At 69.2% G+C, this 20,373-nt stretch carries 20 protein-coding genes; 14 read left to right on the plus strand and 6 right to left on the minus strand.

All coding sequences use genetic code 11. From position 1 onward, the window contains the following. The first annotated feature begins 13 nt into the window (after window positions 1–13). From J2X09_RS10100 to J2X09_RS10140, 9 genes are read left to right on the plus strand one after another with little or no spacing between them, the layout of a single operon-like run. The gene (locus J2X09_RS10100) at window positions 14–1,396 is read left to right on the plus strand and encodes an adenosylmethionine--8-amino-7-oxononanoate transaminase (protein ID WP_204733018.1); all 1,383 of its coding nucleotides are present in this window, start codon (window positions 14–16) and stop codon (window positions 1,394–1,396) included. Next, complete coding sequence (gene bioD / locus J2X09_RS10105) at window positions 1,386–2,066, plus strand: dethiobiotin synthase (RefSeq protein ID WP_204733017.1); 681 nt, start codon at window positions 1,386–1,388, stop codon at window positions 2,064–2,066. Before J2X09_RS10100 ends, bioD begins: the two co-directional genes overlap by 11 nt. 7 nt (window positions 2,067–2,073) lie before the next feature. After that, entirely contained in the window at window positions 2,074–3,297 is a 1,224-nt protein-coding gene (gene bioF / locus J2X09_RS10110; RefSeq protein ID WP_204733016.1) for an 8-amino-7-oxononanoate synthase, read from the plus strand. Continuing rightward, on the plus strand, window positions 3,294–4,265 hold the full coding sequence (gene cbiB, locus J2X09_RS10115) for an adenosylcobinamide-phosphate synthase CbiB (RefSeq protein WP_204733015.1): 972 nt from the start codon (window positions 3,294–3,296) through the stop codon (window positions 4,263–4,265). Before bioF ends, cbiB begins: the two co-directional genes overlap by 4 nt. After that, on the plus strand, window positions 4,262–5,242 hold the full coding sequence (locus J2X09_RS10120) for an aminotransferase class I/II-fold pyridoxal phosphate-dependent enzyme (RefSeq protein WP_204733014.1): 981 nt from the start codon (window positions 4,262–4,264) through the stop codon (window positions 5,240–5,242). Before cbiB ends, J2X09_RS10120 begins: the two co-directional genes overlap by 4 nt. Beyond that, window positions 5,239–6,774, plus strand: coding sequence for a cobyric acid synthase (locus J2X09_RS10125; protein ID WP_204733013.1), 1,536 nt, complete (start codon window positions 5,239–5,241; stop codon window positions 6,772–6,774). Before J2X09_RS10120 ends, J2X09_RS10125 begins: the two co-directional genes overlap by 4 nt. Window positions 6,775–6,776: 2 nt before the next feature. Then, complete coding sequence (cobT, locus tag J2X09_RS10130) at window positions 6,777–7,832, plus strand: nicotinate-nucleotide--dimethylbenzimidazole phosphoribosyltransferase (protein WP_204733012.1); 1,056 nt, start codon at window positions 6,777–6,779, stop codon at window positions 7,830–7,832. 1 nt (window position 7,833) lies between these two features. Beyond that, complete coding sequence (locus J2X09_RS10135; RefSeq protein ID WP_204733011.1) at window positions 7,834–8,646, plus strand: adenosylcobinamide-GDP ribazoletransferase; 813 nt, start codon at window positions 7,834–7,836, stop codon at window positions 8,644–8,646. Then, window positions 8,643–9,197, plus strand: a complete 555-nt coding sequence (locus tag J2X09_RS10140; RefSeq protein ID WP_204733010.1) for a histidine phosphatase family protein — start codon at window positions 8,643–8,645, stop codon at window positions 9,195–9,197. Before J2X09_RS10135 ends, J2X09_RS10140 begins: the two co-directional genes overlap by 4 nt. 6 nt (window positions 9,198–9,203) lie before the next feature. Here the strand turns inward: J2X09_RS10140 and J2X09_RS10145 are convergent, their stop codons facing one another. From J2X09_RS10145 to J2X09_RS10155, 3 genes are all read right to left on the minus strand, one after another. Continuing rightward, window positions 9,204–10,019 carry a phosphate/phosphite/phosphonate ABC transporter substrate-binding protein gene (locus J2X09_RS10145; protein ID WP_204733009.1) on the minus strand — a complete coding sequence of 272 codons (816 nt, stop codon included), beginning with the start codon at window positions 10,017–10,019 and terminating at the stop codon, window positions 9,204–9,206. Between the two features lie 106 nt (window positions 10,020–10,125). Next, window positions 10,126–10,764, minus strand: a complete 639-nt coding sequence (nth, locus tag J2X09_RS10150; protein WP_204733008.1) for an endonuclease III — start codon at window positions 10,762–10,764, stop codon at window positions 10,126–10,128. A 34-nt stretch (window positions 10,765–10,798) separates the two neighbouring features. Next, the gene (locus J2X09_RS10155; protein ID WP_310308146.1) at window positions 10,799–11,728 is read right to left on the minus strand and encodes a LysR substrate-binding domain-containing protein; all 930 of its coding nucleotides are present in this window, start codon (window positions 11,726–11,728) and stop codon (window positions 10,799–10,801) included. 110 nt (window positions 11,729–11,838) lie between these two features. On the opposite strand from J2X09_RS10155, the gene J2X09_RS10160 reads away from it, so the two are divergent. Continuing rightward, the gene (locus J2X09_RS10160) at window positions 11,839–12,171 is read left to right on the plus strand and encodes a DUF2917 domain-containing protein (RefSeq protein WP_204733007.1); all 333 of its coding nucleotides are present in this window, start codon (window positions 11,839–11,841) and stop codon (window positions 12,169–12,171) included. 82 nt (window positions 12,172–12,253) lie between these two features. Further along, window positions 12,254–13,444, plus strand: a complete 1,191-nt coding sequence (locus J2X09_RS10165; RefSeq protein WP_204733296.1) for an aminotransferase-like domain-containing protein — start codon at window positions 12,254–12,256, stop codon at window positions 13,442–13,444. A gap of 22 nt (window positions 13,445–13,466) precedes the next feature. Here the strand turns inward: J2X09_RS10165 and J2X09_RS10170 are convergent, their stop codons facing one another. Both J2X09_RS10170 and J2X09_RS10175 read right to left on the minus strand, forming a co-directional pair. Next, window positions 13,467–13,985, minus strand: coding sequence for a ribonuclease toxin HepT-like protein (locus J2X09_RS10170; RefSeq protein ID WP_204733006.1), 519 nt, complete (start codon window positions 13,983–13,985; stop codon window positions 13,467–13,469). Further along, window positions 13,978–14,415, minus strand: a complete 438-nt coding sequence (locus tag J2X09_RS10175) for a nucleotidyltransferase domain-containing protein (protein WP_204733005.1) — start codon at window positions 14,413–14,415, stop codon at window positions 13,978–13,980. Before J2X09_RS10175 ends, J2X09_RS10170 begins: the two co-directional genes overlap by 8 nt. Window positions 14,416–14,699: 284 nt before the next feature. Between J2X09_RS10175 and imuA the strand changes: the two genes are divergently transcribed. Genes imuA through J2X09_RS10190 form a run of 3 tightly spaced genes read left to right on the plus strand, consistent with a single transcriptional unit; the run spans window position 14,700 to window position 19,893 of the window. After that, window positions 14,700–15,518, plus strand: coding sequence for a translesion DNA synthesis-associated protein ImuA (gene imuA, locus J2X09_RS10180; RefSeq protein ID WP_204733004.1), 819 nt, complete (start codon window positions 14,700–14,702; stop codon window positions 15,516–15,518). Continuing rightward, entirely contained in the window at window positions 15,463–16,761 is a 1,299-nt protein-coding gene (locus J2X09_RS10185; RefSeq protein WP_204733003.1) for a Y-family DNA polymerase, read from the plus strand. The genes imuA and J2X09_RS10185 overlap by 56 nt, the downstream gene beginning before the upstream one ends. 9 nt (window positions 16,762–16,770) lie before the next feature. Continuing rightward, window positions 16,771–19,893 carry an error-prone DNA polymerase gene (locus J2X09_RS10190; protein ID WP_204733002.1) on the plus strand — a complete coding sequence of 1,041 codons (3,123 nt, stop codon included), beginning with the start codon at window positions 16,771–16,773 and terminating at the stop codon, window positions 19,891–19,893. Window positions 19,894–19,900: 7 nt separating this feature from the next. Here J2X09_RS10190 and J2X09_RS10195 read toward each other — a convergent pair whose 3' ends face one another. Then, the gene (locus tag J2X09_RS10195; protein ID WP_204733001.1) at window positions 19,901–20,206 is read right to left on the minus strand and encodes a hypothetical protein; all 306 of its coding nucleotides are present in this window, start codon (window positions 20,204–20,206) and stop codon (window positions 19,901–19,903) included. Window positions 20,207–20,373 lie beyond the last annotated feature (167 nt).

Genomic DNA, 20,373 nt, shown 5'->3' on the forward strand with positions numbered 1-20,373 from the left:
AGCAGGGTCACGCATGTCCTCGCTCAATGAGACCTGGCGCCAGCGCAGCCTCGCGGCGGTGTGGCACCCCTGCACGCAGATGAAGCTGCATGCACCGGGCGGCGCGGCCTTGCCGCTGGTGCCGGTGGCGCGGGCTGACGGTGTCTGGCTGTATGACCACGAAGGCCGACGCTACCTCGATGCGATCAGCTCGTGGTGGGTCAATCTGTTCGGGCACAACCACCCGGCCATCCGAGAAGCCCTCACGGATCAGCTGAACCGGTTGGACCACGTCATGCTGGCTGGCTTCACCCACACCCCGGTGGTGGAACTGTCCGAGCGCCTGGCCGCGGCCACTGGGCTGGGCCATGCCTTCTACGGCAGCGACGGTGCCAGCGCCACCGAGATCGCCCTCAAGATGAGCGCGCACCACTGGCGCAACGCAGGGCGGCCCCACAAAAACCGCTTCGTCGGGCTGGCGGGCGGGTACCACGGCGAGACCGTGGGCGCACTGGCCGTGACCGACATCACGCTCTTCCGCGAGGCCTACGCGCCACTGGTGCGATTGGCCGCCACCGTGCCGAGTCCCGATGTGCGTGCCGCGCTGCCGGGCGAACCCGGCGCCGACGTCGCCGAGCGCGCCGCCCGCGCACTGGCCGGTTGGCTGGAGGAGCACCATGAACGGACGGCGGCGCTGATCGTCGAACCCCTGATCCAGTGCGCCGCCGGCATGGCGATGCACGATCCCCACTACCTGCGGCGCGCGCGCGAGCTGTGCGACCGTTACGAAGTGCACCTGGTGCTGGACGAGATCGCCGTGGGCTTTGGACGCACCGGCACGCTGTTCGCGCACCAGCAGGCCGGCATACGGGCCGACTTCCTGTGTCTCTCCAAAGGCCTGACCGGCGGCACGCTGCCACTCTCGGTGGTCCTTGCCACCGATGAGGTCTACGCCGCGTTCTACGACGACGAGGTCGCACGAGGTTTCCTGCACTCGCACAGCTACACCGGCAACCCGCTGGCCTGCCGCGCCGCACTGGCCACGCTGGACCTGTTCGAGCAGACCGACGCGCTGCGGCGCAACGAGGCCACGGCCGCACGGCTGGCTGCGCAGTTCGCTCCGCTCTCGGCGCACCCTCGCGTGCGCCATGCGCGACAGCAAGGCATGGTGTTCGCGTGGGATGTGGCCAGCAGCCTGCTCGACTTTGGTCGCCGTTACGCACGCCACGCGCTGGAACAGGGGCTGGTGCTGCGGCCCATCGGCCACACGTTGTATGCCATGCCGCCCTACGTGATCGACGAGGAGGAGGGCGCGTGGCTGGCGCAAGGGGCGCGGGCCGCGTTGGAGGCCACGTTGGCGGAAGAGGACGCCGGTGCGGGGCTCGTAGGCGGGGTGGAGGTGCGCGATGGCGTTTGACGGATGCTTCGTCACTGGCACCGACACCGGTGTGGGCAAGACGCTGGTCAGCGCGGCCCTGCTGCACACGCTCGCGCGGCACCACCGGCGTGTGGTCGGAATGAAGCCGGTGGCGGCGGGGCTGGTCGATCATCAGGGGCAAGCGCTCAGCGAGGACGTGCTTGCCTTGCGCACGGCTTCCACGGTGCGCGTGCCTGCCGCGCTCGACAACCCGGTGGCCCTGCCCGACGCCATGGCACCCCACCTGGCGGCTGCGCGCGTGGGCCGCACCGTGACCGTGGCCGACCTGCTGGCCGCGCACCGCGCGCTGCGTGGCCACGCCGACGTGGTGGTGGTCGAAGGTGCAGGCGGCTGGCGCGTGCCGGTCAACTGCGATGAAACCCTGGCCGATCTTGCGTGCGCCATCGGTGCGCCTGTGGTGCTGGTGGTCGGTCTGCGCCTGGGCTGCCTCAACCACGCGCTGCTCACGGCCGATGCGATCCGCGCCGATGGCCTGCCTCTGGCGGGCTGGGTGGCCAACGCCATTGATCCCGACATGCCCTGCCGCGAAGAGAACATCCACACGTTGTGCCGCTGGCTGTCGGCGCCACTGCTGGGCCGGATAGCGTGGCAGACCACCGCGCCGAAGGCGGACGAAATCACGGTGGACCTGCCCACGGCTTGGCAATGAAAGAGACATGATGAGCTGGTTGGACGAATTCGATGAGAAGCTGGCGACGCTGGACACGCAGTCGCTGCGCCGCCGCCGGCGTGAGGTGGTGCCAGAGCAGGGCGCGCGGCTGTGCGTCGATGGTGCGTCGCTGCTTGCCTTCTGCAGCAACGACTACCTCGGCCTGTCGCAGGACCCGCTGCTGCGCGAGGCCGTGCACGCCGCCGTGGACCGCTACGGCGTGGGGTCCGGCGCCTCACCCATGGTCAGCGGCCACAGCGCGGCCAATGCGGCACTCGAGCGCGAACTTGCCCAGGCCGTGGGCCTGCCGCGCGCGCTCTATTTCTATGCAGGCTACGCCACCAACGCGAGCATCGTGCCGGCCTTGGTGGGCGAGGGCGATGCGCTGTTCTCGGACGCACTGAACCACGCCTGCCTGATCGACGGCGCGCGCCTGTCGCGTGCCACGGTGCACCGCTACCCCCACGCCGACCTGGCGCGCCTGGAGGCGCTGCTGGCGGCCAGCCAGGCGAGGCGCAAGCTCGTGATCAGTGACGCGGTGTTCAGCATGGATGGTGACGTCGCCGACGTCGCGGCGCTGCACGCGCTGTGCGAACGTCACGACGCCTTGCTGCTGTTGGACGACGCGCACGGTTTCGGCGTGCTGGGGCCGCAGGGGCGTGGCACCCTGGCCGCTGCCGGCCTGACCGGTGCCCAGGCCTCGCGGCGCGTGATCTACATGGCGACACTGGGCAAGGCCCTGGGCGTGGCCGGTGCCTTCGTCGCCGGCCCGGACAGTCTGGTGGAGTGGCTGCTGCAGAAGACCCGCAGCTACACCTACGCCACGGCAGCGCCCGCGCTGCTGGCCGAGGCGGTGCGGGCGGGCCTGCGCTGCGTGCTCGGGCCCGATGGCGAATGCCGCCGGCAACAGTTGCAGGCGCACATCGCGCAGCTGCGCGAAGGGCTCGCACCCGGCAGCGATCCCGCGCTTGATGCCGCCGGCTGGGCGCTGATGCCCTCGGCCACCGCGATCCAACCCCTGGTGATCGGTGACAACGATGCCGCGCTTGCTGTGATGGCCGTGCTGCGCGAGCAGGGGGTGTGGGTGCCGGCGATCCGCCCACCTACCGTGCCCGCCGGTACCGCACGGCTGCGCATCGCACTTTCGGCTGCGCACCGGCCAGCGGACATTGACGCGCTGCTGCGCGCTCTGCGGATCGCCGCCGCAGCCACGACGGCGATGCCTGCATGAACGTCCCGATGGACCTCCATCCTTTGCTGGCACCTGCGGCCATTCTGGTCGCTCTGCTGGTGGATCGCTGTTGGGGTGAGCCGCCCGCGCGGTGGCACCCGGTGGTGGGGATGGGGCGTTACCTCGGCGCGCTGGGCCCTCGCATCGCGCCGGCCTGGGGTGCGCCCGTCGCGGGTATGGCCCGTCCATTCGTGCTGGGGGCGCTGGTCTGGATCGCCGGGGCGCTGCTCGTGGTGGCGGTCGCCCTTGCGGCGCTCAGGCTCATGGGCAACTGGCCGATGTGGCTGCAGCTGCTGGTCACGGGCCTGCTACTCAAACCCATGCTCTCGTGGCGCATGCTGCGCGACGAGGTAAGCGCGGTGGAACACGCGCTGGGCGAATCGCTCGCGGCGGGCCGCGCCCGGCTGGCCTGGCTGGTGAGCCGCGACGTGAGCGCGCTCGACGCCTCGCAGGTGCGCGAGAGCGCCATCGAATCGCTGGCGGAAAACCTCAACGACTCCGTGGTGGCGCCGCTGTTCTGGTTTGCCGTTGCCGGCCTGCCCGGGGCTGCGCTGTACCGCTTCGCCAACACCGCCGACGCGATGTGGGGCTACCGGGGCGAGCGCAATGGCCGCGACTGGACCTGGGCCGGCAAATGGGCGGCGCGGGCGGACGACGTGCTGTCCTGGCTGCCGGCGCGCATCACCGCGGCCCTGCTCACGGTGCAGGGCGGGGTGGGGCACTGGCGCACGCTGCAGGCGCAGGCGCGGCGCACCCCGTCGCCCAACAGCGGCTGGCCCATGGCCGCCATGGCGCTGGTGCTCGACGTGCGGCTGTGCAAGCCGGGCGTGTACACCCTGCACGGTGACGGCCGTCTCGCACAGCCGGCCGACACGGCGCGAGCGCTGCGCCTGGCTGGCCGGGTGGTGCAGGGTTTGACAGTGGGCGCGCTCGCCTGGGCCGCACTGGCCTGGAGAATGCCGGCATGACGACGACCCTGCACGGTGGGCCCGATGCCCACGGCATTCCCCGGTGGGACTTTTCCACCAACGCCAATGCCTGTGGGCCGTGCCCCACGGCGCTGGCCGCCGTGCAGCACGCCGACGCCCGGCACTACCCCGACCCGTCGTACACCGCCTTGCGCGCAGCGCTGGCCGCCTTCCACGCGGTGGACGCGGAACGCATCGTCATCGCCGGCAGCGCGAGCGAATTCATCGGCCGCATCACCGCCTGGGTGGCGCGCGAAGGCGGGCAGCGCGTCTGGTTGCCGGCGCGCGCCTATGGCGACTACACGCGCGCGGCCGAGGCGTGGCGCCTGGAGCGCACGGCCTACCCGGCGTTGTCCGACCTGGCCTGGCTGTGCGAGCCCGCCAGCCCGCTCGGTCGCGCCGAACCCATGGCCATGGTGGTGGCGGCCACGGCCCCCCGCGTGGTGCTCGACCGGGCCTACGAGCCTTTGCGGCTCGGGGGACGCAGCAGCCTGGATGCCGCTGCACTCGGCCGGGTCTGGCAACTCTGGTCACCCAACAAGGCGCTCGGCCTCACCGGCGTGCGTGGCAGCTACGCCATCGCCCCGGTGGGCGCGGTGCCCATGGCGCGCGCGCTCGACGAGCTCGCGCCTTCCTGGCCGCTGGGTGCGCATGCCGTGGCCCTGCTCGCTGCCTGGGTGCAGCCCGCGTCGCAGGACTGGCTGGCACACAGCCTGGACACGCTGCGGGGGTGGACTGCCGCGCAGCGCAGCCTCCTCACCGATCTTGGCTGGGCCGTGCCGCCCGGTGACGCACCCTTCTTCTGCGCCACGCCGCCACACGCGCTGGATGCCGTGGCCCTGCGCGCGCGTGGCATCAAACTGCGCGATGCCACCTCGTTCGGCCTGCCTGGCCAATGGCGCGTGAGCGCTCAATCGCCCCAGGCGCAGGCCGCATTGCATGAGGCGCTTCTGGATCAGCGGGAGCGCGCGACATGAGCGCTCGCTGCGTCATGGTGCTCGGCACCACCAGCGGTGCGGGCAAGAGCTGGCTCACCACCGCGCTGTGCCGCCACTACGCCCGCATGGGCCTGAAGGTGGCGCCGTTCAAGGCGCAGAACATGAGCAACAACGCCCGGGTGGTCGCCCCCTCGCTCCACCGCTCACGCGGGTCGCAGCCGCCCGAGGCGGCTGATTTTCCTGGGGGTGGCCCGGCGGAAAGTCATTGGGCCGGCGGAGAGATCGGTTCCGCCCAGTATTTCCAGGCCCTGGCCGCACGCGCCGAACCCGATGTCCGCATGAACCCGCTGCTGCTCAAGCCCGAGGCGGACACGCGCAGCCAGGTGGTGCTGATGGGGCAGGTGGACGAGGCACTGTCGCGCATGCCGTGGCGCGGGCGCAGTCTGCGCGTGTGGCCGCAGGTGGCGGCCGCGCTGGACGCATTGCGCGAAGAGAACGACGTGGTGGTGATCGAGGGCGCGGGCTCGCCCGCCGAGATCAACCTGCACGCCAGCGACATCGTCAACATGCGCGTGGCCCTGCACGCGCAGGCGCGCTGCCTGCTCGTGACCGACATCGACCGCGGCGGCGCTTTCGCCCACCTGTACGGCACCTGGGCCTTGCTGCCACCCGAAGAGCGCGCGCTCATCCATGGCTTCGTGCTCAACAAGTTCCGCGGCGATGCCAGCCTGCTCGTCCCCGCGCCGCAACAACTGCGGGAACTCACCGGCGTGCCCACGGTGGCGGTGCTGCCCATGTGGTGGCAGCACGGCCTGCCGGAGGAGGACGGTGTGTTCGACGACAGGACCCGTGCCTCCGGCTCCGTGCACACCACCATCGCCGTGATCGCCTACCCGCGCATCAGCAACCTCGACGAGTTCCAGCCGCTGAAGAACGTGCCCGGCGTGCGCCTGCTGTGGGCGCGCACGCCGGCCGACTGCGCCGGTGCCGACTGGATCGTGCTGCCCGGCAGCAAGGCCACCGCCGCCGACCTCGCCTGGCTGCGGTCACAAGGGCTGGACCGCGCCATCGCCGCGCACGCCGCGCGTGGCGCCCCGGTGCTCGGCGTGTGCGGCGGCCTGCAGATGCTGGGCGAGGCGCTGATCGACACGCACGGCATCGACGGCAACGCCCCCGGCCTCGGCCTGCTGCCGCTGGTGACGCAGTTCGACCCGCAGAAAACCGTGCGCCGCACGCAGTCGCGTTTTGGCGACCTGGCTGGCGCCTGGGCCGCGCTCTCGCGCGTGGAAGCCACCGGCTACGAGATCCACCACGGGCAGACACTGCCACACGCCGCCATGGCCGCCGCTGGCGACGTGGCGCAGGGGGCGCTGCCCGATGGGCTGGGCTGGTGCAACGCGCAGGGCAACGTACTCGGCGTCTACCTGCACGGCCTGTTCGAAGACCCCCGCGTGCTGCACGCGCTGTTCGGCGCGACGGCCCCCACCCTCGATACCGTGTTCGACGGCCTGGCGGACTTTCTTGCCCAGCATGTCGAACCCGGCCTGCTCGACCAACTCATCGCACCCTGAACATGAACACCATCGCCGACATCAGCCAACCCGAACTTGCGCAGGCGCTGCAGCGCGCGCTGGACAACAAGACCAAGCCGCTGGGCTCGCTGGGCCGGCTCGAAGCGCTGGCGCAGCGCATCGGCCTCATCCTCGGCACGCCACAGCCCACGCTGCGCGCACCGCAGATGCTGGTGTGCGCGGCCGACCACGGCCTGGCGGCGCGCGGCGTCTCGGCCTACCCGAGCGACGTGACCTGGCAGATGGTGGAGAACTTCCTCGCCGGTGGCGCGGCCGTGAGCGTGCTGGCGCGCCAGCATGGCATCGGACTCAACGTGGTGGACTGCGGCGTGCGCCACGACTTCGCCCCCCGCCCCGGTCTGTTCGTGCGCAAGGTGGCGCCTGGCACGGCCGATGCATCGAGCGGCCCCGCCATGAGCGCAGCGCAATGCGCGCAGGCCATCGCCAACGGCCGCGAGGTGCTGCGCGGCCTGCCGGGCAATGCGCTGCTGCTGGGCGAGATGGGCATCGGCAACACCTCGGCCGCTTCCCTGCTGCTCGCGCGCCTGGCGGGGCTCGATGTGGCCGACGTCACCGGCGCCGGCACCGGGCTGGACGCGGCGGCGGTGCAGCGCAAGATCGGCATCCTGCGCGAGGTGCTGGCGCGCCACGGCGATGCGCAGGCGCCGCTCGATGCCCTCGCTGCGTTCGGTGGTTTCGAGATCGCCACGCTCACCGGTGCGGTGCTGCAGGCCGCCGAGGAACGCCGGGTGATCGTGGTGGATGGCTTCATCGCGAGCGCTGCGGTGCTGGTGGCTGCACACCTCGAACCGAACGTGCTGCAGCGCTGCGTGTTCGCACATTGCTCGGGCGAACGCGGCCACGCGCTCATGCTCGCGCACCTCAAGGTCGAACCTTTGCTGGATCTCGGCCTGCGCCTGGGCGAAGGCTCGGGTGCCGCGCTGGCCTGGCCGCTGCTGGTGAGTGCGTGCGCGCTGCTTCGCGAGATGGCGAGCTTCGAATCGGCCGGCGTGTCGCGCAGCGAGGAGCTGGAGCAGAACCCCACGGCGCACCGATGACATGAGCATTTTTTTCCGCCACTTTCTGCTCGCCCTCCAGTTCTTCACCCGCATTCCTGTGACGGGGCGGCTGGCCGGGTGGGTGGGTTACAGCCCGACCATGCTGCGCGCAAGTGCGGCGCACTTCCCGGGTGTGGGCTGGGTGGTGGGCGGGCTCTCGGCACTCGTGCTCTGGGCCTTGCTCGCGTTGCTGCCACCCGGGCTCGCGGGCCTGTGGGTGGCGGTGGTGCTCAGCACCGTGTTCAGCGTGATGCTCACCGGCGCCTTTCATGAAGATGGCCTGGCCGACCTCGCCGACGGCCTGGGCGGCAGCGCGCAGCGCGAGCGAGCGCTGGAGATCATGAAGGACTCGCGCATCGGCAGCTACGGCGCCATCGCGCTGGTGCTGGTGCTGCTGGCGAAGATCGGTCTGCTCGTCCTGCTGGCGCAGGGGGGCGGGCGGCTTGCGGTCGTCGCCCTGTTCGCTGCGCACGTCACCTCGCGCACGATGCCCCTGTTCGTCATCCGTACACTGCCGCACGTGGGCGATACCGCGCAATCCAAAAGCAAGCCGCTGGCCGATCGGTTGTCTGATCGGAGCCTGTTCGCGGGATTGCTCTGGTGGTTGCTGGCCATGGTGCTCGCGTGGTGGTGGCTGCCCGGCGCGCCGTGGGCACAGGCCGTGCTGGGCGCGCTGCTCGGTCTGGCGTGGGTGTGGCGGCTGCTGCGCCGCCGCCTGCAAGGCTTCACCGGCGATGGCCTCGGCGCCACGCAGCAGGTGAGCGAGGTGCTGTTCTACCTGGGCATTGCCTTGTCGTTGCCCGTGCTCTCATGAAACTCTGGTTGCTTCGCCATGCGCCCGTGATGCTGGGCCCCGGTCTGTGCTATGGCTCGAGCGATGTGCCCGCCCATGGCGAACTCACGCGCGAGGCCGCGCTGAACATCGCGCCGCTGCTGCCACCGGGTACGCCGGTGTGGATGTCGGGCCTGCTGCGCGCGCAGCAGCTCGCGGGGGCGATCCAGGCCGAGCGTTCCGACCTGGGTGCCGCGCGCATCGACACCCGCCTCAACGAGATGGACTTCGGCACCTGGGAATTGCAGCGCTGGGACAGCGTGCCCCATTCGGCTTTCAACGAGTGGATGGCCGATTTCGCCCACCACCGGTTCGGTGGCACCGAAAGCACGCAGATGCTGCTCTACCGCGTGGCCGCCGCGCTGGCCGACCTGCGGCCGGCCACCAGCACCGATGTGCTGTGGATCACCCACGCGGGCGTGATCCGCGCCGTGACGTACATCCTGAACAGCGGTGGCGTGCACATCCGCGAAGCCAGCGAATGGCCGAAGGACGCGCCCGAGCAGGGCGGGTGGATCACCGTCGAAGTCTGAGCCCGCCTACAGGCCAAGCCAGGCCAGCAGGTCGCGCAGGCGCTTTTCGGTACCGGTGTCGAATCCCTGCACGCCCACGCTCTTGAGCACATCCTGTCCGGCTTCCGAGTCGGGCAGGGCACGCAGCGCTTTCTGCATCGCCTCGATCTGGGTCGGCGTGAATTCGCGGTCCGCGATCAGCGGGAAGTAGGGCTGCGACACGCTGGTGTGCAGCACGCGGTGGCCGCTCTTTTCGAGCGATTTCGCCACGCCGGAGTACGACGCCACGCCGCCCACGTCGGCGAACTTGTTGCTCAGGTAGAACGGCACGGCGCCCTGTTCGCGCACGCGCTGCACGTTTTCCTTGCCGATGTCGACCCCTTCGTCGCGCAGGGCCGCCGCGCAGAACTTCGCCATGTAGGCCGCCGGTTCGGGCAGCACGAGGCGCTTGCCCTTGATGTCGGCGAGTGTCTTGTAGGGCGCCTCCTTCGGCACCACGATCAGGCACTGGCCGTCGGGCTTCGCCGAGGCCACGTAGCGGTAGCCGTAGTCGCGCATGCCGCGCGCGGGAAAGTCGCTCGGGCGGGCCATCGCCAGCGCGAAGCGCCGTTCCTTCATGCCGTCCTCCAGCGCGGAAAACTCGCGGATGAACACCACGTTCACTTTCTGGCTGAGGCTCTTGCCCAGCACGTCGGCCAGGCCCTGGTATTTGGCGATCACCCGGGCGTGGTCGGTGCCGCCCGAGGTGCCTTCGCTGATGGCGAGGATGAGGTCCCTTGCGTGGGTCGGCCCGGCACACAGCAGCAGGGCCAGCGCGGCGCGCGCGAAAAGTGTCTTTGTCATTCTGATCGTCTCCCCCGGATGGAAAAATGCCATCGTAGGCGCACCAAACAGGTGCGGATCGGGTGAGGGGATGAACGCAGGCTTTCTCACGCCTGGGCGGCATCGCTCAGGGGGCGGTCGTCTTGTCCTTGTAGTCGCAGTACGCGATGACGGCGCAACGCGGACACAGCGGCTTGCGCGCCTGGCAGACATAGCGCCCGTGCAGGATGAGCCAGTGGTGCGAGTCCACCGCGTAGGCGGGTGGCACTCGCTTCATGAGTTGCAGCTCCACCGCCAGCGGCGTCTTGCCCGGTGCCAGGCCGGTGCGGTTGCCGACGCGGAAGATGTGCGTGTCCACCGCCATGGTGGGTTCGCCGAACGCCACGTTGAGCACGACGTTCGCCGTCTTGCGGCCCACACCGGGCAAGGCCTCGAGCGCCTCGCGCGTGCCGGGCACCTGGCCGCCGTGCTGCTCCACCAGCATGCGGCAGGTCTGCATCAGGTGCTTCGCCTTGCTGCGGTACAGGCCGATGGTCTTGATGTAGCTCTCCAGCCCTTCCTGGCCCAGGTCGAGGATGGCCTGTGGCGTGTTCGCCACCGGGAACAGCTTGCGCGTGGCCTTGTTGACGCCCACGTCCGTGGCCTGTGCCGAGAGCAGCACGGCGGTGAGCAGCTCGAACACGCTGGTGTATTCGAGCTCGGTCTGCGGGCTGGGGTTGGCGGCCTGGAGCGTGGCGAAAAAGGCTTCGATCTGGGGTGGCGTCATGGGCGCGGATTGTCCCACGCGCCACGCGCGGGGCTCAGCCCCGTTCGGCCTCGGCGCGCAGCCAGTTCGCGAAGTCCAGCGCGTCGGCGTTGTCGTGCGCGTGGGCCGCCATCTCCACGTAGTAGCCCCGGCGCGTGGCTGCGCCACCGCTGCGGAACGGCGCCACCAGCTGCTTCGCGTCCACCAGCGACTGCAGCAGCGGCAGCCGGCCGATCACCACCCCCTGGCCGGCCACCGCAGCCGCCACCGCGTCGGCGTACTGGGTGAACTGCACGGTGTTTTTCATGCGCATGTCCTGCAGGCCCATCACCTGGAACCAGGGGTCCCAGTCGGAGGTGAGGGCCGTGCCCGCGTGCTTCTCCACCGTCAGCAAAGTGTGGCGGGCGAGGTCGGCCGGCTGGCGCAGCGGCGCGGTCTTCTGGCGCAGCAGCGATGGGGCGCACAGCGGCTGCAGGGTTTCCTCGAACAGTGCCTTGCCCGGTCCGATGCTGGAGGGCACGAAGCGCACCGCCATGTCGAGCCGGTGCCGTTCCAGATCCATGATGGCCATGGAGGCGGAGATGCGCACGTCGACCTCCGGGTGGTTCGCCGTGAAACGGGCCAGCCGCGGGATGAGCCAGAGCGAGGCGAAGCCCTGCGTGCACGTCATGGCCACCTGCCGCAGGCGCGGGCCGGGGCGCACACGCGCCGAGGCGTCGCGCAGCCGCTCCAGCGCATCGCGTGTGGCACGCTGCATGACCTCGCCGGCCTCGGTCAGCGCCAGGGCACGGTGGCGCCGTTCGAACAGCGGCACCCCCAGGCTTTCTTCCAGCAGCTGGATCTGCCGGCTCACGGCCGACTGGGTGAGGTGCAGTTCCTGCGCGGCCAGGGTGAAGCTCAGCGTGCGCGCCGCCGCGTCGAAGCAGGGCAGCAGGTCCAGCCGGAGCATCTGCGAGCGGGGGAGGGTGTCAGGGGTGGCTTTCACATTCTTCCTTCACATTCCTGAATGGCATGCGAAGCATTCGAAATGAGCGTTTGCGCAGTATAGGTTGGCTCCCTACATTCATGCACATCCCTGATGCGAAGGAGTGTTTCATGAAAACCGACACCTTGACCGTGGACCTGAACATGCCCCACAAGGCGCTGCAGTCCATCCCCTCTGGCGCGCTGCGCCTCGTGTGCCGCGAAGGCAGCGTCTGGCTCACGCTCGACCACGACGAGCGCGACGTGGTCCTCAACGAGGGCGACAGCTTCGTCACCCAGCCACAGCATCGCGTGATCGCCTACGCCCTGCAACCCGCCGTGCTGCGGCTGGAGCCGCATGCCTCCGCCTGCACCCGGCGCACCCCCGAGCCAGGCTGGCGCGGGCTGGCGAAGCGGCTGCGCGGCGCCCGCTTGCACGCCCCGGCGGGCACGGCCCTGGCCTGAGCCCGGAGGCGCCCCACGCCGGTGCGCGAGAATGGCGGTCGTTGTTCACGACTTCACGGAAACCGCCGCCATGACCTTTGCCATTCCTTTCGCCGACCGCCTCAACAACGTCGAAACCTCCGCCATCCGCGAGCTCTTCAAGCTGCTGGGCAAGCCCGGCATCATCAGCTTCGCCGGCGGCTTTCCCGACAGCGCGATGTTCGATGTGGATGGCATCCGCGAGGCGGTGAACGCGGCGCTCACCGAAGAGGCCGGCGGCGCCCTGCAGTACGGCGCCACCGAGGGTTACCAGCCGCTGCGCGAGCAGCTCGCCGCCTTCATGACCAGCAAGGGCGCGAAAGACGTGGCCGCGAACGACCTGATCGTCACCACCGGCAGCCAGCAGGGGCTGGACCTGCTGGGCAAGACGCTGGTCTCGCCCGGCGACAAGGTCATCGTCGAAGGCCCGACCTTCCTCGCCACCATCCAGTGCTTCCGCCTCTACGGCGCCGAACTCATCAGCGCACCGGTGGACGGCGACGGCGTGAAGACCGACGAACTGGAAAAGCTCATCGCCGAACACAAGCCCAAGTTCGTCTACCTCATTCCCACCTTCGGCAACCCCAGCGGCGCCATGCTCAGCCTGGAGCGCCGCAAGAAGGTGCTGGAGATGGCGGTGAAACACGACACGCTGATCGTGGAAGACGACCCGTATGGCGACCTCTACTTCGGCGCCCCCCCGCCGCCCAGCCTGCTCGCGCTCAGCGCCACCGTGCCCGGCAGCCGCGAGCGCCTGGTGCATTGCGGCAGCCTGAGCAAGGTGCTCAGCCCCGGCCTGCGCGTGGGCTGGATGGTGGGTCCGGCCGATCTGCTGGCCAAGGCGACCATGTGCAAGCAGTTCAGCGACGCACACACCAGCACCTTTGCCCAGGCCACCGCCGCGCAATACCTCAAGGCCGGCCGCATGCCCGCCACGCTGGACAAGGTGCGCAAGGTCTACGCCGAGCGCGCCACCACCATGGGCAACGCCCTGCGGCGCGAACTGGGCGATGCGATCGAATTCGTGCAGCCCCAGGGCGGCCTGTTCGTCTGGGCCCGCCTCACCGGTGCGGGCGGCAAGGTGGCCGACGGCGGTGAACTCGCCAAACGCGCCATTGAAAAGGGCGTGGCCTTCGTGCCCGGCGCGCCGTTCTACGCCCGCAACCCCGACCACGCCACCCTGCGCCTGAGCTTCGCGACCGTGGGGCTGGAGAAGATCGAGGAGGGCGTGGGGCGGCTTGGCCAGGCGGTGTGAGCCGCTGAGGGTGCCGCTCGGGTCAGCCCGAGCGCTTCTTCGTGTGGTTCTCCGCCTTGCGGCGTTCCAGTTGTTCCGCTTGTTCGATGGTCAGCGCTTCCTCGAGCGCCGCGATGATCACGGACATTTCCTTGCGAAAGACCGGCGCGGCCTTTGCGGCGTTGTGCAGCACAAGCCTGGCGCGTTGCGTATCGATCTCGCTGCCATAGCGCTTGCGGCCTACGTGGCGAAAACCGCGCAAGTCATCCAGCAGCCCGCGCAGCGCCTCGCTGATCAAGGGGTCGCGTGTTTCGGTGGCGATTGCAGCGATCTTGATCAACCGCGCGTGGTAACCCGAGTCCTGCTCCATGGGCGGGTCGGTCTGCTTGAGAACGGCCTCCAGAATCGTCTCCATGCCTGTGTAGACGCTGTTGACCGTCGACCCTGCCAGCTTGCCGTACTCCCATTCACCGGCGGCTGGGTTCTGCGCCTCCCAATGCCCGAATGCCTCGAGTTCTTTCTCGAGCTTGGCCATCTCGGCCTCGAACTCTTTCCTATGCATTCAGGCTTTCCTTGATGCGAGCGAAGGCGTCGGTCCCGATGGTTTCTGCGGCGACCACATCCACAGGAATCGTGAGGCGTTCGGCCAGCGTTTCGGAAATGGCACGCAAAGCCCCCATCGGCCCCGGGTCCGTGATCAGCAGGTCGATGTCGGAAAAGGGCGTGGTCCTGCCTGTCTTCATCGAACCAAAAAGTGCGATCTTCACGCCCTTCTTTTTCATGGCCTTGATGATCGTTTGCGCTTCCTGCCTCCCCAGGTGCAGGCGGGCCTTGGCCAGGCGCTGCGTTTCCGGATCTGGCTGATAAAGCGAGATTCGAGGCTTTGCCTGCGGCTGCGAGGGCGCACTGGGCTCGGTCACCCGCGGTTTGCAGGGCCTTCCTCTGGGCAGTCTGGGATCGGCCACATCCGAAGGAATGAGCCACATCGTCATGGGTCCCAGGGTTCGCAGGGTGGCACGGGGAATGCGGCCGGTGCGGCACAGCTGCCGCACCCGTTCCGCGCTGATGCCATGCAGGCGTGCGTACTCGGCAGGGGACAACAGTGAGACAGACGCACCCAGGCCACCTGAATGTGCAGGGGCGTGGCGGGAAGTCTGAGTCGAAATCATGGCCGCATTCTACAAAATAGTAGACCCCCACAACATTTATGAGTAAAGGCTGTAGGGCTGGATTTGCACTTTAATACTGTATTTAAATACAGTATATTGAGCGCACCATGCAGCCCGCCTTTTCCTGGCCGGAGGACGACCCGTCTCCGTCCCTTTCATCCCTCCGCTCGACCACACCCCCTGCGGTGGCCATGCCTGCGGCCGTGGTTGCCGCGCTCTGGCGGGGTGACCAGATCGGCGCGCCGGTCTCGGCTGTCTGGCCCACCGGTTTCGACGCGCTGGACGCGCAACTCCCCGGCGGTGGCTGGCCCGGCCATGGATTGACGGAAATCCTTTCGCCGCTCAGTGGCTCGCTGGAATGGCGCCTGCTAGGGCCGGCGTTGCGATCCATCTGCGCGGCCGGGCAGCCGGTGGTGGTGGTCGGCCCGCCGTTGCCGCCGCACCTGCCGGGCCTGCGTTTCGAGGGCATCGACGAGCGCCGGCTGGTCTGGGTGCGGGCCGACACCCCGGCCGAGCGCCTGTGGTCGGCCGAGCAACTGATCAAGGCCCAGGCCTGTGGCGCGCTCGTGGCCTGGCTGCCGCGCGCACGCGCCGAACAGATCCGCCGGTTGCAGGTGCTCGCGGCGGGGTTCGACGCGCCGGTGTTCGTGTGCCGGCCCAGCCGGGCGCTGCGCGAGTCGTCGGCCGCACCCCTGCGCGTGCAGGCCACGGTGGGTGTGGACTGGGAGCTGCACGTGCGCATTGCCAAACGCAAGGGCCCACCGCTGGACGACACCCTGCGCCTGGCCTCGGTGCCGGGCAGCCTGGCCGCCATCCTCCCGCCCCGGTTGCGCCAGCCCGGCCGGTGGATGCCTCACGAAGAGACGATCCATGTTGTGGACAGCCCTTCTGCCCAGCCCGTGCAGCGGCACAGCCGCGTGCACTGACGCCGCGCAGCGCGCGCTGGCCACCTGGGCGCTGCAGTTCACGCCCCGGGTGGCGCTGGCCGACGAAGCCGTGCTGATGGAGGTGGAGGCCAGCGTGCGCCTGTTCGGTGGCCGGCGTGCGCTGCGCGACCGCGTGTGGAACGAAGGCCGGGAACTGGGTGTGGCGCGGCTGGCCTGGGCGCCCAACGGCCTGGCCGCGCTCGCGCTGGTGCGCGCCGGCATCGAGAACGGCTTGCGCCACCCGCTGGAGGCGCTGCTCGACACCTTGCCCATGGACACGCTGAGCGCCGTGCACCCGCACCGCCTCACGCTCGAACACATCGGCTGCCGCACGCTGGGCGATGTGCGCGCGCTGCCCCGCGATGGCCTGGCGCGCCGCTTCGATCAGCACCTGCTGAATGCACTGGACCAAGTCTACGGCCTCGTGCCCGAAGCGCACGACTGGGTGGCGCTGCCCGAGCATTTCGAGGAACGCCTCGAACTCATGGCGCGCGTGGAGCAGGCGCCGGCCTTGCTGTTCGGCGCTCGGCGCCTGCTGCGCGTGCTCAGCGGCTGGCTGGCGGCGCGGCGCGCGGGCGTCACCGCGTTCACACTGCACTGGGCGCACGACGCGATGCGCTCGCGCGCGGCAGGCGAGGGCGGTGAGATCACCATCCGCACGGCCGAACCCACGCGCGACATCGAACACCTCTGCCGCCTGCTGGGCGAACACCTGGCGCGGGTGGAATTGAAAGCCCCCGTGGGCGACCTGCGGCTGGTGGCCACCGAGGTGCGGCCGCTGCACGACGTGAGCGCCTCGCTGCTGCCCGACACCGTGCGCCAGGGCGAACAACTCGGTCTGGTGCTGGAGCGCCTGGCCGCGCGCCTGGGGCCGCAGCGCGTGCTGCGCCCCGTGCTGTGCGAGGACCATCGCCCCGAATGGATGTGCCGCTGGCAGCCGGCCGCGCTGCCGCTGCCGCGCAAGGGCGCGCCCGGCACCGATCTGCCCCAGCCCGGCTTTCTGCTGCCCGCGCCGCTGCGCCTGCTGGTGCAGGGCGACCACCCCGTCTACCACGGCCGGTTGATGTTGCTGCTCGGCCCGCAGCGCGTGGAAGGCGGCTGGTGGGACCGCGCGGGCGACGAAGACCGCAACGTGGTGCGCGATTACTGGGTGGCCCTGTCTGCCGAAGCCGGCGTGGTGTGGGTGTTCCAGACCCGGCTGGACGGTGCGCCCGCCTGGTATCTGCACGGGCACTTTGCCTGAAGGTGCCGCATGAACACGCCCAGCACGCCAGCCACGCTGCCCGACTACGCCGAGTTGCGGTGCCTCTCCAACTTCAGCTTCCTGCAAGGTGCCAGCCACCCGGAAGAACTGGTGGAGCGCGCGGTGGAGCTGGGCTACCGCGCCCTGGCCCTGGTGGACGAATGCTCGCTGGCCGGCGTGGTGCGCGCGCACGTGGCCGCGAAGAAACACCGGTTTCCCCTGCTCATCGGCAGCCAGTTCCGCGTGCGCTGCGATTCGCCTTTCACCCTGGTGGTGCTGGCCTGCAACCTCAACGGCTACGGCAACCTCTGCGAGTTCATCACGCGCCTGCGCCGCGCCTCCTCCACGAAAGGCACCTACCGCCTCGACCTGAACGGCATCGACGCCGAGGCCCTGGCCGACTGCGTGGTGATCGCGGTGCCCGAGCGGGCCATCGAACAAGCGCAGGCCGATGCCGTGGCCCGCTGGCTGCTGTGGCACTTTCGTGGCCGTTGCTGGCTGGGCGTGGAACAGCTGTGCCAGTTCGATGACGAGATGCGCCTGCACCGCCTGCGCCAGAGCAGCGAACTCACCGCCGTGCCCCTGGTGGCCGTGGGCGACGTGCAGATGCATGTGCGATCACGCAAACCCCTGCACGACGTGCTCACCGCCATCCGCATCGGCAAGCCGCTCACCGGATGCGGTTTCGCGCTGGCGCCCAATGCCGAGCAGCGCCTGCGCCTGCGGTCCACGCTGGCCAGTCTCTACCCCGCCGAACTGCTCGCGGAAACGCTGGTGGTGGCCGCGCGCTGCCAGTTCTCGCTCGACGAGTTGCGCTACCAGTACCCGGGCGAGGTGATCCCCGAGGGCGAAACGCCGCAGAGCTACCTGCGCCGGCTCACGGAAGAGGGTGCCCGCCAGAAATGGCCAGACGGCATCAGCGGCAAGAACGCGAAGCAGATCGAGCACGAACTCGAACTCATCGCCTTCAAGCGATACGAACACTACTTCCTGACGGTGTACGACATCGTCGCCTTCGCCCGCTCGCAGAACATCCTGTGCCAGGGCCGCGGTTCGGCCGCCAACAGCGTGGTCTGCTACTGCCTGGGCATCACGGCGGTGAACCCGGACCTCACCGGCCTGCTGTTCGAACGTTTCATCTCGCGCGAACGTGACGAACCGCCCGACATCGACGTCGACTTCGAGCACGAACGGCGCGAAGAGGTCATCCAGTACCTCTACGAAAAATACGGCCGCGAACGCGCCGCACTCACCGCCACCGTCATCAGCTACCGCCCGCGCAGCGCCCTGCGCGACGTGGGCAAGGCGCTGGGCTTCGAGGAAGGTTCGCTCAGCGTGCTGGCCAAACAGTCGCGCTGGTGGGATGGCCACGGCATCGCAACCGAACGTCTGGTAGAGGCGGGGCTCGATCCTTCGCAGCTGAAAGTGCAGCAGCTGCTGGAATACACGTCCGCGCTCATGGGCTTTCCGCGCCACCTCTCGCAGCACACCGGCGGTTTCGTGCTCACGCAGCTGCCGCTCTCGCGTCTGGTGCCCATCGAGAACGCCACCATGGAAGATCGCACCGTCATCGAATGGGACAAGGACGATCTCGACGCGCTGGGCCTGCTCAAGGTGGACGTGCTGGCGCTGGGCATGCTCACCGCCTTGCGCAAGGCCATGGCGCTCATCAGCCAGAAAGAAGGTCGCATCTTCACCATGGAAAGTGCGACCCAGAACGACCAGGCTACCTACGACATGATCTGCGCCGCCGACACCGTGGGTGTGTTCCAGATCGAAAGCCGCGCGCAGATGAGCATGTTGCCGCGCCTGCGACCGCGCAACTACTACGACCTCGTGATCGAAGTGGCGCTGGTGCGGCCCGGCCCCATCCAGGGCGGCGCTGTGCACCCCTACCTCAACCGCCGGCAGGGCAAGGTGCCGGTGACCTTTCCCGGCCCGGAAGATGGCAAGGCCCTGAGGCAAGCCCTCGGCCGCACCATGGGCGTGCCCATCTTCCAGGAACAGTGCATGCAGATCGCCGTGCTGGCCGCCGGCTTCACACCCGATGAGTCGGACCAGCTGCGCCGCGCCATGGCCGCCTGGAAACGGCATGGCAACGTGCAGAAGTACGAAGAGCGGTTGGTGAGAGGCATGACCGATCGCGGCTACGAACTCGAATTCGCCCAGAGCATCTTCGAACAGATCAAAGGCTTCTCCAGCTACGGCTTCCCCGAAAGCCATGCCGCCAGCTTCGCGCTGCTGGTCTACGTCAGCAGCTGGATCAAATGCCACTACCCGGCCGAATTCCTCACCGCGCTGCTCAACAGCCAGCCCATGGGCTTCTACACGCCCAGCCAGCTCGTGCAGGACGCGAAACGCCACCACGTTGTCGTGCGCCCCATCGACGTGCTGCACAGCCACCACGACACCACGCTCGAACCCGATGGCGCCGTGCGCCTCGGCCTGCACCTCGTCAACGGCATCCGCAAGGACAGCGCCCAACGCATCGTGGCCGCGCGCGAACAACAAGCGCTGCGCAGCGCGCAAGACCTGGCCCGCCGCGCCGGGCTGGACCAGCCCCAGATGAAAGCCCTCGCCGCCGCCGACGCCCTCATGGGCCTGAGTGGCCACCGACGCCAGCAGGTGTGGGACGCCGCCGCGCTGCGCACCGCACCCGCCCTGCTCAAAGGCGCGCCGGTGGAAGAAGCCCCGCTCGCCTTGCCCGCCGCACCCGAAGGCGAAGCCATCGTGTGGGACTACGCCAGCACCGGCCTCACCCTGCGCCGCCACCCGCTGGCCCTGCTGCGCGAAGAGCTCAGCAAGCGCAGGCTCATGACCGCCGAACAACTCAAGGACGTGCCTGATGGCCGCCTCGTGCGCCACTGCGGCATCGTCACCCTGCGCCAGCAGCCCGGCACCTCATCGGGCGTGGTGTTCGTGAGCCTGGAAGACGAAACAGGCGTGGTGCAGGTCATCGTGTGGAAACGCATCCGCGAACGCCAGCGCGCCGTGCTCACCAGCTCGCGCCTGCTCGCCGTGTACGGCACCTGGCAGCGCGATGGCGAAGCCAGGAACCTCATCGCCGGCCATCTGGTGGACCTCACACCGCTGCTCAATGGCTTGTCGACGGTGAGCCGGGACTTTCATTGAACGAAGGTCAGACGATCGCGTGCTGGATGTCCGCGTCGACCAGCAGGACGCCGAAGGAGGCGTGGCTGTAAACGAGGTACGTCTGCATGCCTGAACCCAGGTCGCCGGTGATCTGGCCGCTGGCGTCGGTGGTGAACTGCTCGGCCGCGCTGAGCGAACCGTCGCCGTTCATGTCGACGGACACCGCCACACCCGCACCCGCTGGTGAGCCAAAGCCCATGGCGTCGACCGTGTCTGTCGCGCCCCCATTCACAACCAGTGTCGAGAGTGTCGGACCCGCCGCCCCGGTGAGTTCCAGCACATCGGCCGCCATGAGCGAGAGTCGATGGCCGTCTCTTTGCGTTGCGCCAGCAACGCGGCATCTCATCGGGCTTGATGCGACGGCGTGGGCTGCTGCCGGTTTCAAAGACACCTTGTTAAGGTGGAAGATGAAACCGGAGGTGGTTTATGGAGAGAAGACGGACATTCAGCCGCGAGTTC

This window comes from Hydrogenophaga laconesensis (assembly GCF_031457235.1).
Taxonomy (GTDB): domain Bacteria; phylum Pseudomonadota; class Gammaproteobacteria; order Burkholderiales; family Burkholderiaceae_C; genus Hydrogenophaga; species Hydrogenophaga laconesensis.